The 14,599-nt window shown below is 61.6% G+C and carries 14 protein-coding genes and 1 tRNA gene; 10 read left to right on the top strand and 5 right to left on the bottom strand.

Annotated features, from left to right (window positions below):
- Window positions 1–265 precede the first annotated feature (265 nt).
- On the top strand, window positions 266–1,540 hold the full coding sequence (gene xseA, locus GYM67_RS02640; RefSeq protein ID WP_220237367.1) for an exodeoxyribonuclease VII large subunit: 1,275 nt from the start codon (window positions 266–268) through the stop codon (window positions 1,538–1,540).
- Window positions 1,541–1,646: 106 nt separating this feature from the next.
- Complete coding sequence (locus GYM67_RS02635; protein ID WP_220237004.1) at window positions 1,647–1,970, top strand: exodeoxyribonuclease VII small subunit; 324 nt, start codon at window positions 1,647–1,649, stop codon at window positions 1,968–1,970.
- Between the two features lie 8 nt (window positions 1,971–1,978).
- Here the strand turns inward: GYM67_RS02635 and GYM67_RS02630 are convergent, their stop codons facing one another.
- A complete protein-coding gene (locus tag GYM67_RS02630) occupies window positions 1,979–3,004 on the bottom strand; it encodes an endonuclease/exonuclease/phosphatase family protein (protein WP_220237003.1) in 1,026 nt (341 codons plus the stop codon).
- Between the two features lie 195 nt (window positions 3,005–3,199).
- On the opposite strand from GYM67_RS02630, the gene GYM67_RS02625 reads away from it, so the two are divergent.
- A tRNA-Arg gene (locus tag GYM67_RS02625) sits at window positions 3,200–3,272 on the top strand.
- Between the two features lie 641 nt (window positions 3,273–3,913).
- Entirely contained in the window at window positions 3,914–5,014 is a 1,101-nt protein-coding gene (locus GYM67_RS02620) for a hypothetical protein (protein WP_220237002.1), read from the top strand.
- Between the two features lie 291 nt (window positions 5,015–5,305).
- Here the strand turns inward: GYM67_RS02620 and GYM67_RS02615 are convergent, their stop codons facing one another.
- Window positions 5,306–5,893, bottom strand: coding sequence for a hypothetical protein (locus GYM67_RS02615; RefSeq protein WP_220237001.1), 588 nt, complete (start codon window positions 5,891–5,893; stop codon window positions 5,306–5,308).
- A 1,545-nt stretch (window positions 5,894–7,438) separates the two neighbouring features.
- On the opposite strand from GYM67_RS02615, the gene GYM67_RS02610 reads away from it, so the two are divergent.
- The 6 genes from GYM67_RS02610 to GYM67_RS09365 all read left to right on the top strand — a co-directional run bounded on the left by GYM67_RS02610 (window position 7,439) and on the right by GYM67_RS09365 (window position 13,091).
- Window positions 7,439–8,476 carry a GumC domain-containing protein gene (locus tag GYM67_RS02610; RefSeq protein WP_220237000.1) on the top strand — a complete coding sequence of 346 codons (1,038 nt, stop codon included), beginning with the start codon at window positions 7,439–7,441 and terminating at the stop codon, window positions 8,474–8,476.
- Between the two features lie 457 nt (window positions 8,477–8,933).
- Window positions 8,934–9,521: a ParA family protein gene (locus GYM67_RS02605; protein ID WP_258561590.1), complete on the top strand. Its 588-nt coding sequence runs from the start codon at window positions 8,934–8,936 to the stop codon at window positions 9,519–9,521.
- Between the two features lie 9 nt (window positions 9,522–9,530).
- Window positions 9,531–9,740, top strand: coding sequence for a hypothetical protein (locus GYM67_RS02600; protein WP_220236998.1), 210 nt, complete (start codon window positions 9,531–9,533; stop codon window positions 9,738–9,740).
- Window positions 9,737–10,093 carry a hypothetical protein gene (locus GYM67_RS02595; protein WP_220236997.1) on the top strand — a complete coding sequence of 119 codons (357 nt, stop codon included), beginning with the start codon at window positions 9,737–9,739 and terminating at the stop codon, window positions 10,091–10,093. Before GYM67_RS02600 ends, GYM67_RS02595 begins: the two co-directional genes overlap by 4 nt.
- Before the next feature lie 989 nt (window positions 10,094–11,082).
- Window positions 11,083–11,682, top strand: coding sequence for a helix-turn-helix domain-containing protein (locus tag GYM67_RS02590; RefSeq protein WP_220236996.1), 600 nt, complete (start codon window positions 11,083–11,085; stop codon window positions 11,680–11,682).
- 941 nt (window positions 11,683–12,623) lie between these two features.
- The gene (locus tag GYM67_RS09365) at window positions 12,624–13,091 is read left to right on the top strand and encodes a helix-turn-helix domain-containing protein (RefSeq protein WP_220237366.1); all 468 of its coding nucleotides are present in this window, start codon (window positions 12,624–12,626) and stop codon (window positions 13,089–13,091) included.
- 21 nt (window positions 13,092–13,112) lie between these two features.
- Here the strand turns inward: GYM67_RS09365 and GYM67_RS02580 are convergent, their stop codons facing one another.
- The 3 genes from GYM67_RS02580 to GYM67_RS02570 all read right to left on the bottom strand — a co-directional run bounded on the left by GYM67_RS02580 (window position 13,113) and on the right by GYM67_RS02570 (window position 14,569).
- Window positions 13,113–13,634, bottom strand: a complete 522-nt coding sequence (locus GYM67_RS02580) for a hypothetical protein (protein ID WP_220236995.1) — start codon at window positions 13,632–13,634, stop codon at window positions 13,113–13,115.
- 173 nt (window positions 13,635–13,807) lie between these two features.
- Window positions 13,808–14,170 carry a hypothetical protein gene (locus GYM67_RS02575; RefSeq protein WP_220236994.1) on the bottom strand — a complete coding sequence of 121 codons (363 nt, stop codon included), beginning with the start codon at window positions 14,168–14,170 and terminating at the stop codon, window positions 13,808–13,810.
- Window positions 14,171–14,179: 9 nt separating this feature from the next.
- Window positions 14,180–14,569 (bottom strand): hypothetical protein, encoded by a 390-nt coding sequence (locus GYM67_RS02570; RefSeq protein WP_220236993.1) that lies wholly within the window; start codon window positions 14,567–14,569, stop codon window positions 14,180–14,182.
- Window positions 14,570–14,599 lie beyond the last annotated feature (30 nt).

The raw sequence follows: 14,599 nt of genomic DNA, 5'->3' as shown, positions 1-14,599 counted from the left end.
CAGTTCCAGCCTGCTAGCGAGTGAAAGAAATGCCACTGTGCCCTCGGCGAAATCAGCTCAGGAGCAACCGGCAGAGGGCCTCTAGAGAGCCTCCAGAGCATATGGAATTGTCCCAGTATTGAGAGACCCTGAGAGAACGTTTCCTTCACTGACCAACCCGAATACCACCTGTACAGGCATGTCAGAGGAGTTGGTCAGGCTGGCGAAACCGATGGTCAGGAGGCATCAGATGCGAGCATACATGGATGCGAACATGCAGGGGTCAATGGGTGCGGCGGCTGGCACATCCTCGTCAGGACTGGCCCCCAAACCTCTTGATCAGCTGCCCCGCCTGGCGCGCGATACCACCGAGGAAGACCCGTGGCCGGTCAGTGTGCTCAGCCAGAAGTACCACGACGCGGTGGCCCGCTGGCCCGGAGCCTGGGTGGAGGGTCAGATCGTGGAGATCAACACCCGCCGGACAGGTTCGGCATACCTGACCCTGCGCGACAACTTCGAGGACATTTCCATCAACGTCATGGGATTCCGCGCCTTCGCCGCCCAGGCCCGGGAATTCCGCCAAGGCGACCGGGTGGTAGTCCACGGGCGGCCTGACCTGTGGATTAAACAAACCCGTTTGAGCTTTATGGCCGACCGGATCAAACGTGTAGGCACCGGCGACCTGAAAGAGCAGATCGACCAGCTCAGGCGCAAGCTCAAGGGCGAGGGCCTCTTCGATGCGGAGAACAAGGTTCCCCTGCCAGAATTCCCCCGGCGCATCGGCCTGATTTGCGCACCCAAGGCCAGGGCCGAGGGGGATGTGATCACCAACGCCCGTCTGCGCTGGCCCACTATCGAATTCTCAGTGGTGCACGCCCACGTCCAGGGCCCTCAGTGCCCCCCCGAGGTGGTCGAAGCCATCCAGAAGCTGGATGCTGATCCGGCTGTGGATGTGATTATTGTAGCCAGAGGCGGCGGCAGTTTCGAGGATCTGCTGGGCTTCTCGGACGAGTCCGTGGTCCGAGCCACGGCAGCCTGCGCCACCCCCATCGTCTCGGCCATTGGCCACGAGGATGACTGGACCCTGATCGACCTGGCGGCAGATCTGCGCGCCTCTACTCCAACCGACGCAGCCAAGCGGGTGGTGCCTGACCTAGTCGAGCAAGAGGGCATCATCCAGGAGGCCCGGATGCGCATAAACGCACGTATCGAAAATATGGTCGAAGGCGAGACGCGTTTGATTGAGGGATATGCCAACCGTCCCAGCCTGACAAGGCCACAGACCATGCTGGACAAGCCCCAACGGCTGGTCGACGAGTCTCTGGTCCGACTGGACATAGCCCTGCGACGGATCGTTGATGATGCCTCCCTGACCGTCGAGAAGCTGCAATCTTCACTGACCGCCCTCTCTCCCCAGTCCACCCTGGACCGCGGATATGCAGTCGTGCAGGCCCTGGACGGGAAGGTGGTCATCAGTCCCCAGCAGGTTCAGGCCGATCAGGATCTGACTCTGACTGTCAAAGAGGGACGCATCGAGACCAGGGTCATCGACGGGCAGTGACCGATTTGACGTAATCAGCCGCATATAATCAACCGCGATAAGCATCTGCGTCATCAGGAATTGGGATAACGCATCGGATAAGAATCAGCCAAGAAGAGGAGCAGGCATGAGCGATACCGACGAAGAACAGACCCAGGAGAAAGCGAAGGAACAGCCGGTATTGGCCTCGGCCCTGAGCCAGAAGGAACGCGAAACCATCGCTAAATTGCCCTATGAGCAGGCCCGGGATCAGCTGATTCATGCGGTTCAAGCGCTGGAAGCCGGCGGCCTGGATCTGGATGCCTCCATGCGTCAGTGGGAGATCGGCGAGGCACTGGCCAAGCGCGCCCAGGAACTGCTGGGCCAGGTGAGGGCCAGGCTCGATGCCGCCCAACAGGAACAGGCCAGCGCTGGGGCACAGGCTGGCACCCAGTCCAACTTGGAAGGCTGAAAAGCCCGCTACTCCACCATCAGAGTGGCCAGCAGAGCCGCGTGATCCGAACCTGCGATGGGTATGGCCTGCAGCCGGCTGGCCCTGATGTCACGGTCCACTACAACATGATCGATGGCCGCCAACCTGGGCAGGGGGGCCTTGTCGGCCGGCCAGGTCATGCTCATGCCATGTCCGGCCTGACGTGCCCCATCGCTGAACCGCTCCCCCAGCATGTCTCGGAAAACGGCATGGTCATAGGTAGCATTGAAATCTCCCATCAGCACATACCGGGTGTGGTCATGCTTTCGCAGAGTTCCCAGGTCAGATACGCTCCGTCGCCAGGCATTCCAGCTGCCCGGCTGCGGCGAGGTGGTATGGACTGAGACGAACCTGACGCTGGTCTTGCCTCTGCCGAAGTCGATGCTGGCCGCCGGCATCATGGAGGAACGAGATCCCACGTCATCCTTTGATGGCGACTGCATTGGCGCGGCCGTCCAAAGACCGTTGGCATATTCCTTCGAAGATGTGGAAAGCTGCTCGTGCGGCAGATATCGGTCGATGCCGGCCTTGTGCAACTGGTACACAAAATCCTTGCTGACCTCTTGCAAAGCCAGCACTTCGACCCGGTTGTCGCTGACGGTCTTGACTACCTGATCGGCTTCGGCCTGACCCTTGTAGACGTTCAGGGTCATGACCCGGGCCACATCATCGTACCTGTCGGGATGCTCAAGGGCTATGAGCCGATCAGCTTGCCCGTTGAGTTCGAACCCTTCCTGATAGAAGGGGTACTGCCAGTAGACATTCAGGGCCAAGGCGGCTATAAGCACCAAAGCCGTGAACCATCGTGAAGCCATCAGAGCCAGGACCAGGGCCAGCAGACCCAAAAGGACGAACCAGGGCGTCAGCGCTGCCAGATCCGGCAGATATGGGATCGATGACAGCCATGCCGGGCAGGCACGCGCCACTAAGGCCAGCAAGCTGACCAGCGCCAGCAGCCTAGCCGTCCACCCAAAGACATGCTTCACCAGGAAGGACCGTCTGAATTGCGCCATGGTTTCCTCCAGCTAATCATCGCCAGCTCAGCTCCCTTCCAAGGAACACACAGCCAGCTCGACCGTTGAGCAATTGTAAACCATGACAGTACGGCGGGCATGGATGGGAGGCTAACTTCTCCAGGAGGCGCACGGTCCTAGCCTGCACAGCAGCGACCTGCCCGAGTCGCACTTCGTGGTACAGTAGTTTTCGTTGCCCCGGTAGCTCAGGGGATAGAGCACTTCTCTCCTAAAGAAGGTGTCGTGCGTTCGAATCGCATCCGGGGCACTGTGACGGTTCGGGTATGAGGAAATACTTGGGTTCCGTGGTTCCGACTTGATTCTGCGAGCCTTGGAGTGCGCCCATTTTGCTTATGGTCTTCAGCACCGAGTCATCCGGAAGAGCTGCCGAAGCAGTGCCGGGGCAGTTGGCCACATGGACAATACCAGGAACAGCACATTCCGACTTGCCCTTCACCGCCAACGAAGCATCAAAGACCGCAGTACGAGATAATTCGCCAGATCAGCACGCTGAGCAGAACACGCTTCCGACCCGCCCTGCATCAACCCCCCCGGATTGATTCCTCTGCTGTTTGTGACCTGCCGAAATGGCAGTTCACAAACCAAAGCCGATTTCGTGGCCGCCGCACATGACAGCCAAACCGACAATGCTCAAAACCATCCTCTCTTTAACGAGGGAGCCCCGGAGAAGTGCTAATACAGGCACGGACCGGAGCGGCGCGCCTCCATGCCGAACTGCATGCAAGGCTCTAGGCGCATCCCCTGCTTTCCCCCGATTGAAGCAGACCGACTCCGCAAGAAGCAAGGGGAATACGAAATATGCCAGAAAGCATCCATGAATCCAACCCCCCCTACTTTGGGCAAGAAGCATGCAATACTCGGAAATAGGCAACAGAAGAAAGAGGAATCATGGACGAGGAGCACACACCCGATGACGGGGAGACTAGGACCCTGGCTGATGTTGATGGATCCGGCGGCCGGCCTCCGCAGGAGGATGGCCTGCCTCCGGCTATAGGGCCGGCGGCAGGCCAGGAGCCTGGAGGCGGTTCGGGCCCGGCAGGCAGGCCCCGCCCCAAGTGGCTGGCGCCGGCGATCATCCTGGTGGCCGTGGCCGTGCTGGCCGTGGCCGGCCTGGCCGTTTGGAAGGCGTCCTCGAACAGGAGCCACGACCAGGCCCTGGCGCAGTGCTCCCGGCAGGTGCGCGCCGTGAAAGATTCGGAGCAGCAGGCCGAAGCGGCCTCCTCCACCTACCTCCAGGCCTTCGCCGTGAAAGAGGACCAGGTCAAGGACACGAAGACCGTGAAAGACCTGGCCAAGGCCGTCGGGAAGGCCAAGCACACCCAGGTCCAGGCCTTCACATGCCAGGCGTCTATGTCCGCAGGCGACCTGCAGGCCATGGCCGGCAAGGCGAAAAGGAGCGACGACGTCTACCGCAGCCTGGACAAGGCTGCGAAGGCCGTGCTGGCCTCCCGGGATGCGAAAAGCCTGGAGGACGCGAAGGCGGCCTTGAACGCGAAGAAGGACGAGGCTTCAACGCTTTTAAGCGACTCCGACGGGAAAGTGGCGGACAACGCCGTCCGCGACAGCCTGCAGCAGGCCATCAGCCAAGCCGGCAGCATCAAAGGCGACAAGGCGGAAACCTACCAGGACGCGGCGGATGCCTTGCAGTCGGCCATGGACCAGGTGAACACGTCCATCCAACAGAAAAACCAAGCCGACCAGCAGCAGGCCCAGGCGGCGCAGGCTCCGGCCACCCGGCAGCCAGCCCGGCGTCCGGCGCCCGCCCAGCAGCGTCCGGCCCCCTCTACTAGTCGGGGGAAGCAAGGCTACACGCCCTCCCGCCAGCCCTCATACAACCACGGCAGCAGCTCCGCGCCAGCCCCCGCAGCACCAGCAGCACCAGCAGCACCACAAGGAGGAAGTGGTGGATTCGATTGGAACCAATGGGTGCAGAACCATAAACCATATGGAGAAGCCTGTAATTCGGCTGGAGTTTGTGGTATCGGCTAACCGAATATAAAGAATGTGTCGGCGGGACCGGTTGCTTGCAGGTCTCCCATCCCGCCGGCGTTACTTGGAGCCAACCATAACAGCTGTCCCCTTCACATATCCGAAAAAACATAAACGAAGCTGCCGGGAGAAGCAAAGGCCTGGGCCGGTCGGCTCCGACCTGTTACTCCGGGCATGGCGCAGGTCGGCGACCAGTCACCGTTCGCTGGTGACGGCACCATCCTCGTATCATGGTTGGGATCCAGACAGAACAAGAATCGACCTATATAGAGTAGATGTAGACAAGCGTTTTCAGGGGCGCTGTTTGCCCCTGAACTTACGCAGCAGTCCGATGATCGACCTGAACCAAGTTGACAGGGTGTGGGGCGGAAGCTCTACCGGCGCAGCGAGCCCCTGCATTTCGCGCCTGGCTCTACCGCACTCATGCGGGGTCGGTTGTTGTTCTAGGCTTTGCTTCCACCTGTCCATGTACCGTTCGTACCGATCCATCTCGATCGGTCCGGCTGGGCCGCTCAGGTCGTCGCTGTGCGCCCAGGCGACATTCATGCCCACAGCCCTCTGTATCTCGCCAATGGCCAGGTCGGCGGCCGTATTAAGGTCCAGGTGGTAGCGTTCTGAGGTCTCTGGGGTCGTGCAGTAGCCGACGATATTGCCGGAGTGGTCTCTGACCGGATCGGCTTCACCCACTATGCTTCCGTCCTGGGCCACGGCTGCCCAGTGCGAGCCGTCTGCGTGGTCCTTGGCCCAGCAGGCCAGCGTTAACATCTCCGTATTCTTATCGGCATGGTGGTCTTCAAGCCAGCATGCCGCCTTAACTATGTAGGGGTCGTATCTCTGATCCTGCGCGGCATCGGGTTCCTGAGCGGCGGCGTTTGCCATGATGATCTCCTTATCGGATTGTGCCCCCTCCCTAAGCTGCAGCTTAGGGAGGGGGTTTGCCAGTAGCAACAGAACTTAGCATGCAGTCTTGCCCATAGTATGATGCCATTCTGCCACGCCTGTGAAGATCACTTGCCATCAGCATGAACTGCCGCATTGGGATAATCCATATCTGGCAATTCAGATGATGCATCCCAAATTCACTGGACGGTACCTTATCCGAGCATGCATCCTGCCACGCCTGCTGAGCCTGGCTCCGGCAGGCATCAACTGCGCACAAGAGCTGTTCGGTCAAGTCCCATACGCATATCGGCAAGCATTTTCAAGGGTGCGGATTGCCTCTTGAAGGTGTACTGCAGCATACGTTCGTACGCGGCCGGGCGGCCCGGAGACAGGTCGCCACCTAGCTTCACGCATCTTGGAGCTGTTCGAACTTCGGTATTGTCCAATCCGGATTGTCCCGTTCTTTCTTGAGGTGTTCTATTTGGCCGGTCAGCGACGCCTTCGATACGGGCAGGTGGGCGTATAAGAGATTTCCGACCACCTGGATCCGGTGTTTTGGCACGATATGCCGACAATGCTTAACGACGATCTTATGGAAGGTATGGTCCAGTCCGTCTAAGACCTTCCCCAGGGCGCTGCTTCGATCAAGACGCACGCATGACACACGGCAAATGGAAGGTGAAGTCGTCGACCCCGATTCGGAGCACTCTGGTGGCTCAGGCATAAGGAAAGAGCGAGGTTCCTTGGATCCCCCGGACTCCGTGGACTTTAAAACGCGCCCGTGCTGTTTATGGTCCTCATCACCAGATCGTTTATCAATGCTGCCAAAGTGGAGACCAGATGGTTGGTTGCATGGACAAGACAAGGAACAGCACATTCCGACTTGCCCTTCACCCTCAACGAAAACATCAAAGATCGCAGTACGAGATAATTCGCCAGATCAGCACGCTGAGCAGAACACGCTTCCGACCCGCCCTGCACCACCCCCCCCGGATCGATTCCTCCGCTGCTTTCACATCGTTGTATTCGATATTCCGTCAGTTCTCGCCTGACTAATGGAAGAATAATGCGTCCTTCGTCGAATCGCTGTTATATTGACCATGATTCGACAAACGAATAGATCTCGTTCTGCCGCCACTATATTGAAGTGCTGGCTTGCTGATCAGCATAAACCTTCTCTACAACCGTCGACAGGTTCAGGTAGAGGAAAATGGACGCAGGCTGGGGATCGACGGGGATATGCGTAGACTGGAAAACGTTGGAGGGATACTATCAGTTCCCTCTGGTCAAGGAGGAACACATAGAGACCATGCGGGTCGGAAAACCAGGGAGCTCGGGTTTACGGTGCGGAATGTCAAGTCCGGGCATGAAAGGCACGGGTACACGTATCAGTCGACCGAGGAGCTGCACAGGACAATGAAGCTATCCCACCTTTTTGGCCTGCTGATCCAGAGCGACGAACAGTAATCCACAGCTTTGCTCCTTCCCGCCTTGTGGGCCAAGTGTGTGACATTCCAAATGAGCTACGGAAGAAAGGGACTTATGAGCAAGACTAACCAGGATCAGGAATCCGGTGTCGGGGAAGTGAATGACCCTGCAATGTTCGAGTCCCAGAATCCGCCAGACAGGAAACAAAAACCCCGCCCGAAGTGGTTGGCGCCTGTGGTGTCAGCCGGCGTGGTGGCCGTGCTGGTCGCGGCCGGTTTGGTCGGTTGGAAGGTATACGAGTCCCATCAGCATGAATCCGCCTTGACGGACTGCACGCAATCAGTCGAGACCATGCAGTCCAGCGTCAAGTCGGCCCAGGCCGCCTTGAACAGGTATCGTAAAACGGCCGGTATCCGGAAGGACCAGGTGAAAGACCCGAAAACGGTGGACGACATGCAAAAGTCCCTGAGCAGCGCAGAGGATATCGAACCGCAAGCCGTCCAATGCCAGGCGTCCATGCCCGCAGGCGACCTGCAGGCCATGGCCGGCAAGGCGAAAAGGACCGAGGACGTCTACCGCAGCCTGGACAAGGCCGCGAAAGCCGTGCTGGCCTCCCGTGATGCGAAAAGCCTGGATGATGCGAAGACGGCCTTGAACGCGAAGAAGGACGAGGCTTCAAAGCTTTTAAGCGACTCCGACGGGAAAGTAGCGGACAACGCCGTCCGCGACAGCCTGCAGCAGGCCATCAGCCAAGCCGGCAGCATCAAAGACGACAAGACGGAAACCTACCAGGACGCGGCCGCAGCCCTGCAATCGGCCATCGACCAGGTGAACACGTCCATCCAACAGAAAAGCCAAGCTGCCCCGCCAGCCCAGGCGGCTCCGGCCGCCCGGCAGCCAGCCCGGCGTCCGGCGCCCGCCCAGCAGCGTCCGGCCCCCTCTACTAGTCGGGGGCGGCAAGGCTACACGCCCTCCCGCCGACCCTCATACAACCACGGCAGCGGCTCCGCGCCAGCAGCCCCCGCACCCGCAGCACCAGCAGCGCCGCAAAGCGGGGGAAGTGGTGGATTCGATTGGAACCAATGGGTGCAGAATCATAAGCCGATAGGTAATCATGGTTGTAATCCGGATGGTTCGTGTGGTATTGGCTAATGGAATATAAAGAATGTGCCTGCGGAACCGGTTGCTTGCAGGCCTCCCATCCCGCCGACGTTACTTGGAGCCAACCATAACAGCCGTCCCCTTCACATATCCGAAGAAACATAAATGAAGCTGCCAGTGAGAAGCAAAGGCCTGGGCGGCCCGGCTCCAGCGTCTGGCTCCGGGCACGGCCCAGACGAACTGATGCCGTTGATCGCCGGCCCTCACACTGTGAAGGGTGGCATCATCCTGTATCCATCAGGATCCGCAAGGCGTCCCTCCCTGGTATGACGACCCATGATGCGGCGGCCCGTCGGCATTAAAAGGCCACATGTGCTTAATCATATGTCTATACTGTCATATGAACGTATGGATACGGAAGCATGTGAGCATATGGACGCTGGAACATGCAGGCATGCGCGCATGCGCACGACCGCAACCGATCGGAGGCTAACCTGAAGGTCATCACATTCGCGAACGTGAAGGGGGCGTCGGCAAGACCACGGCCACCATCATGACTGCCCTGGCGCTGAGCAGGCGAGGCTACCGGGTCATCGTCAAGGACCTGGACCCCTGGGGCAGCGCCTACGACTGGAACAGCCGCGCCAAGGAAGCCGGCACCCCTCTCCCCTTCCCGGTCAGGACCGCCATCGCCAGGAACATCACCGACCCGGAGGACGCACGCGACTGCGACTTCCTCCTTGTCGACACGCCCCAGGACATCCGCAACGCCATGAGCGAGGCCATCGACCGGGTCTCCGACATCATCGTGATCGTCGCCAAGCCCGGATCCCTGGACACCGAACGCACCCTGGCTGCCGTCGACTCCTTCGCCTCCCCCAGGGCCATCCTGCTCAACTTCGCCAACCCCCGGCAGAAGAGCACCCGCCAGGCCATCGACCTGATCGGAAGCAGGCACCTGGCCCGATTCGACACCCTCATCCCCCAACGCGAATCGGTCCACAACGCCAGCAACGGAGGCAACCAGGTGCCCACGGACTCCGGATTCATCGAATTCACCTCAGAGCTGCTCGAACTACCCAACATCAAGGAATAAGGAGCCCCCATGCAGAAACTCATGACAGGCGGCAAGAAGAAGAACATCAACGAAGCGCTCATGGACGGCGAAACCCGCAAGGAGCCCAAGGTGCAGACCACCATCATGATGCGCAGAGGCATGATCCGCCGCCTGAAGACCGCGGCCGTCGAACGCGACTCCACCATGAGCGACCTCGTGGCCGACGCCCTCGAAAAGTACCTGGACGAGGGACAATGACCGACCCCACAGACCCGCCTGCACCCGTCGACCCCGGCACACGCCATGACCCCCAGACGGGCGGCAGGACGCTGCCGGAGGTGGCCAGGGACTGGATGACCACCCATCCCACGATCAGCCGCCTCACCCTGGGACCCGAGGACGCCGGCAGACTCATGGAGATCTACGAGGACTTCCTCTCACGCAACGACAGGCCGCCCCTGCCCAGCGGCACCAACCCGGGCAGGGTCGCTGGCATCATCACGCGCTCGCTCCGTTCGCGGACCGGCCATATGCTCTTCACTGTCACCCCACCGGACGCAGACCACCCCTCCCCCATCATCAGGCTCCGCGACCGCCCGCATCGGGACTGACCAGCCCTCCCCCGCCCCGGCCGAACCTCCGGCGGGGCCGGTGCGCCGTCACCGCTGCTGCATGGCCGATGCCGACGTCGGCTCGCGCAGGCAAGGCATACATATGGTCATATGGTCATGTTTTCATCTCAGCCATCAGTCATATCTTCAGATGTGCATATGAACATATGATGATATCAGCATATTCCCATCTGTCCATGGGTTGGTTATGGAGCGGCCGGGACTCGCTCGGACATCCCCGTGCCGCCTCCTGCGGCGCTCGCCATTTAGTCGGCGGGGCCGCCGTCATCTCATTCCCCCGCCTCCTGGGGACGGCCGCCGTGGCCGACCACTCCCCCTCCGGCAGCCCGAGCCAATCGACCCGGACTGCCTTTCTGCTGTCGATGATACCTCTTGGAGCATTGAAATCACTGGAAACATTCCCAATGGGGGTGTGCGCTGGAGCCATTGACGAGGGGAGGGCTATGGAACTGATACGACGCCACCTGCGACCGGCTGGGGGGGGGGGGGGGACCTGACGGACCCGGAGACCGGCAGGACGATCGGATGCCGTGACTTCCAGTACGCCTACGAATGCGCCCCGGCCACGGGGGAGGCAGGGCTGACGGGCATCACCGCCTGGGCCGTGCTCCTCGACGGATGCGGAAGGCCGGTGCGGAAAGGGCCCTTGCATCTCCTCAGGGACTGGCGCGCCCGGACCCTGAACGTCCCCATGCTTGAAGACGGGGGGATCCTGCGGGGCGCCGACAGTCTCCGCCCGCGCACGGCCGCGGCGGCGGGGGTGCATGGCATCCCCCCGGCCGCCTGAAGGGGGCGGGGGACTGATCCTCGGCGGCCGGGGAAAATGCTACAATGATACCACTCACACATAATGGGAGGCGTCGAGCAAATGCGCGACGCCGGCCGATCCAAAGCCGCCTGCAGGGGGCCCGGCCGGACGTCCGGGGAAAGCCGGGCGCGCCACGGAAGGGACCATCGACGGAGGCGACATGAGCGAACACACCGACTACGGGACCCGTCTGAAGAGACTGCGCCGCGAGCGCGGGCTCACGGCGGCGGAGCTTGCCGCGGCTGTGAATGATCTGGCGGGCGGCGTGGTCACCAGCAGGGATGCGGTGACCCGTGCGGAGAACCATATTCGTCGTCGTGTGCCGTTGGCTGAGGCGGTTCTGGCTGCCCGTGTGCTGCGGGTGGGGTCCGAGCGGCTGTTGTTCGTGGGGGATGATCCCCGGGCGGAGTCGCCGTTCTTCGAGTATCGGGGGATGTCGAACCGGCGGGCTCGTGCTGCGTGGCGGGGCGGGGACGGTGGCCGGCCGGTCCAGGTGGGGGGCAGGATGCGGTCGGCGTATGCCAATCATGATGTGGTGCGGGTTGATCCGGACAACCATGAGATTCTGGCGAGGTACAGGAGCGTGGAGGATGCGGTGCGCTGGCTGAGGGGGCATGGTGCTCCCAGGGCGTCGCATGCCAATGTCAGTGATGCGTGTCGGGGGAAGCGCAGGTCGGCCTACGGGTATGCGTGGAAGTATTGGGCGGAGCGGACCCGGCGGGTGGATGTCGGTGGCGGGGGCGGCGTGCAGCCGGGCTGATGGGGCGTGTTTGTGGCGCCCGTTGGTCGTGGCCGGTGCGCAGCGGGGCGTCTTGGGGCATGGGGGTCGAATTAGGGGGAGTTGGGGGGGGGGGGGGGGGGGGCCGTGCTTGGTTCGAGAGGCTGGGCAGGATGGCCGGGTCTGGCGGGATCCGGCGGGTGGGCTCCGCGCCGGACGGTGGCGGCCTGGGGGGTCCGCGCACCCGAGGATCCGGACGAAGGCGCCGGGGCCCAGGCCGGGAAGGGGCGTCCCCGCACGGGTCAGCGTCCGGACCGGCCGGAGCCCAGGTCGTGGAGCCCGCGCCCCCGGCCGGGGGGGGTGCCGGCGAGGCGGGCGAGCCCCTCCCTGGTGAAGGGGTGAAGCTGCTTGCGGCAGGCAGGGCGACGGACCGGGCGCGGTCGAGGATGAGGCGGCGCCGGGCGCGCTCGGGGCAGGCCCGTTCCAGGAGGACGGCGCGCTTCTCGGGGGCGGTGAGGCTGCCGGCGGATGAGCCCGGCCCTCTCCATGCGCTCCACGGTGTGTCCGCCCGCGCTGCACAGGACCCGATCCCCGCCGGCGAGCTCGCGAAGATCCGGAATTGGGCTTCGGCCAATGCGGCCATCAGCTCTCCTTTTTTGTGTGGGTAGTATCATTGTGGCATGGGCTTGTATGATCATCTGCTCATCTTCTCATATGCTCATATGCTCATATGCGTATCTGTACAAGGTTTCATATGCATATGAGCATGAGCACAGGGCCGTGCATGTGTGTGTGCCGGCATCCGCGCGGGCCCCGATCCGTACGACCAGGACCGCGTCCAGGCGGTCCGATCCCGCCGGCCAGGCGGTCCGGGTCCGGCCATCCACGGTCCCCTCCCCCGGCTCCACCGCGCCACCCCATGAAGAGTGCTACATTGCAGACTGAAGGGAGGATGCGCACATGCCCACCTACATCCATAGGACATCAGGAACATCCGGAAACGACTCCGCCTCACCCAACAGGAGTTCGGCCAGCTGCTCGGATGCAGCGTCAAGACCGTCTCATCCTGGGAATCCGGCTACCGCAACCCCAGCGGCACCGACCGAACCGCCATCACCCAACTCGCCGCACGCAACCAGGCACCCAAAAGACGCCACCGCCCAGGAACCAGCACCACCACCATCAAACACGGCATCCTCACCACACTCAGAGGCCAACAACACACCGCCTACGGATACCAATGGACCACCAACAACCAACAACCAACAACCAACTACCACGACATCGCGGAAACAACACATGAAACCCACCTACACCGACATCCACCAATGGACCAACATCAGAGAAAGACCTTAATCGCCAGAGCTGCAGTGAAGCACCTTGGCTGGGGACAGCAGCAAATGAGGAAATCCCCCTATGAACTCTCCTTCTATCAGGGAACCTTTAACTGAGCACACATAAAAGTGTGGCAGCTACACGGACGGCCCTTCGCGCGGGATTAGGCGCTCGTTCACCAGCTGCATCAGATAGTTGACGACCACGATCGTGATGGCGAGCGAGTAGACGAGCGTGCCTGACTGGTCCGCCAGGTCCGGCATGACCCAATAGGCGACGATGAAGACGATGCCAATGATGGGGTAGATGACGGTCCGAAGCCACCAACGGTTCTGCCGGGCATCAAACCGATCACGGATGACGTCACAACAAAACACGGCCATGGCGAGCGCCTCGACTATGCCGAGGAGTGTGAGGCATGTGAAGGCTGTCGATGGCGTGGGATCCGGGTGGCCCAGTCGTGTCGTCAGGGCGAAGATGAGTGTTTCGATGTAGATGATGTGGGTGGCGGATACCGTGGTGGTTTTTGTGTCGGTCTGTGGTATGCCCACCAGGAGCGTGCCGAGCTCGAAGAGTCCCATCAGGATCAGCAGGACCGGGGCCGCGGCGAGGTTCTGGCGTAGATGCATGGTCAGGGCCATGCGGACGAACGTGGCCACGGCGAGGATGAAGCGGATGGTGAGTACGCACAGAATCAGGTCGGCGAAGACGGTGAGGTATTTGTCAGCGCCGTGTTTGCCTTTGGGTGTCAGGGCGCTTCGGGTCTGGTTTCACTATGTCGGTTCCCTGTCGGTTGCAGTCTGGTCCGTTTCGGGTTTCCCTGTCTTTTCAGTCATGCGGCGATTTTCTTGTGTTGGTGCTGGGCGGCGTCACGGCTTATCAGCAGTCTGACGTACTCGCTGGCGTTCTTCAGGCCTTCCCTGCGCACGGCCGCTCCCACGTATTCGTCCATGGCCCGGGGCAGCCGGATGGAGCGTTGACGGGTTGCGGCCCGTCCTTCCTGCCTTTGGTCCATGGACGGGCGGCCTTGGATGGTGGAGACCATGCTGTCCCAGTCCGTGTCCGGGTCGGCCAGCATGCGGCCCAGCCTGTGCGCGTCCTCCCCCGTCCAGGCTGCAAGCGGCGGGCTTTGGAAGTCCCGCTCGGGGTGGGCCATGTAGTCCTTGTATTGTTCGTATTCCCTGTCCTTGGTCATGTGTCTCTCCTATCCGTTCAGGCGGCCCCAGCGTCTCATTTTGGCCGGGGCCTGCGGGTCGTGGTCGAGCCAGTAGCGCTGCCAGATGTCGGTGAGCCGGTACAGGTGGAAGACCTCGGGATGGCCGTATTCGTCCGGCCCCAGCAGGACCTCCGCCAGAGGGTGGTTCAGGGCGTCGGGCGGCAGGTGGCAGACCAGGAACAGGACCGGGCGCCAGTGGCGCATGGGCGGCACGACTGTGTCGCGCGGGTCGGGGATGGCCGACCATAGGATGCTCTGGTCGTCGTCCGCGTCCGTCACCATTCTCCGGGCCTTGTCCTCGTCCAGGTCGAGCTCCTTGAAGTGGCGCCGATCCGTGGCGCTGAACGCCGGTCCCTTGTCTTTCCTGCTCATATCCATAGTATGCCACTTTTGCATTACACTTTTGCA

Source organism: Bifidobacterium asteroides, from assembly GCF_019469425.1.
Taxonomy (GTDB): domain Bacteria; phylum Actinomycetota; class Actinomycetes; order Actinomycetales; family Bifidobacteriaceae; genus Bombiscardovia; species Bombiscardovia asteroides_I.
The sequence above is the reverse complement of the archived record's forward strand: the minus strand, read 5'-3'. Positions and strand labels throughout refer to the sequence as shown.

Coding starts and splice junctions, on each gene's coding strand:
- GYM67_RS02630 (WP_220237003.1), bottom strand. CDS start 3,004: ATGGCGCAATTCAGACGGTCCTTCCTGGTGAAGCATGTCTTTGGGTGG.
- GYM67_RS02620 (WP_220237002.1), top strand. CDS start 3,914: ATGGACGAGGAGCACACACCCGATGACGGGGAGACTAGGACCCTGGCT.
- GYM67_RS02610 (WP_220237000.1), top strand. CDS start 7,439: ATGAGCAAGACTAACCAGGATCAGGAATCCGGTGTCGGGGAAGTGAAT.
- GYM67_RS02635 (WP_220237004.1), top strand. CDS start 1,647: ATGAGCGATACCGACGAAGAACAGACCCAGGAGAAAGCGAAGGAACAG.
- GYM67_RS02570 (WP_220236993.1), bottom strand. CDS start 14,569: ATGGATATGAGCAGGAAAGACAAGGGACCGGCGTTCAGCGCCACGGAT.
- GYM67_RS02595 (WP_220236997.1), top strand. CDS start 9,737: ATGACCGACCCCACAGACCCGCCTGCACCCGTCGACCCCGGCACACGC.
- GYM67_RS02575 (WP_220236994.1), bottom strand. CDS start 14,170: ATGACCAAGGACAGGGAATACGAACAATACAAGGACTACATGGCCCAC.
- GYM67_RS02600 (WP_220236998.1), top strand. CDS start 9,531: ATGCAGAAACTCATGACAGGCGGCAAGAAGAAGAACATCAACGAAGCG.
- xseA (WP_220237367.1), top strand. CDS start 266: ATGGGTGCGGCGGCTGGCACATCCTCGTCAGGACTGGCCCCCAAACCT.
- GYM67_RS02615 (WP_220237001.1), bottom strand. CDS start 5,893: ATGGCAAACGCCGCCGCTCAGGAACCCGATGCCGCGCAGGATCAGAGA.
- GYM67_RS02590 (WP_220236996.1), top strand. CDS start 11,083: ATGAGCGAACACACCGACTACGGGACCCGTCTGAAGAGACTGCGCCGC.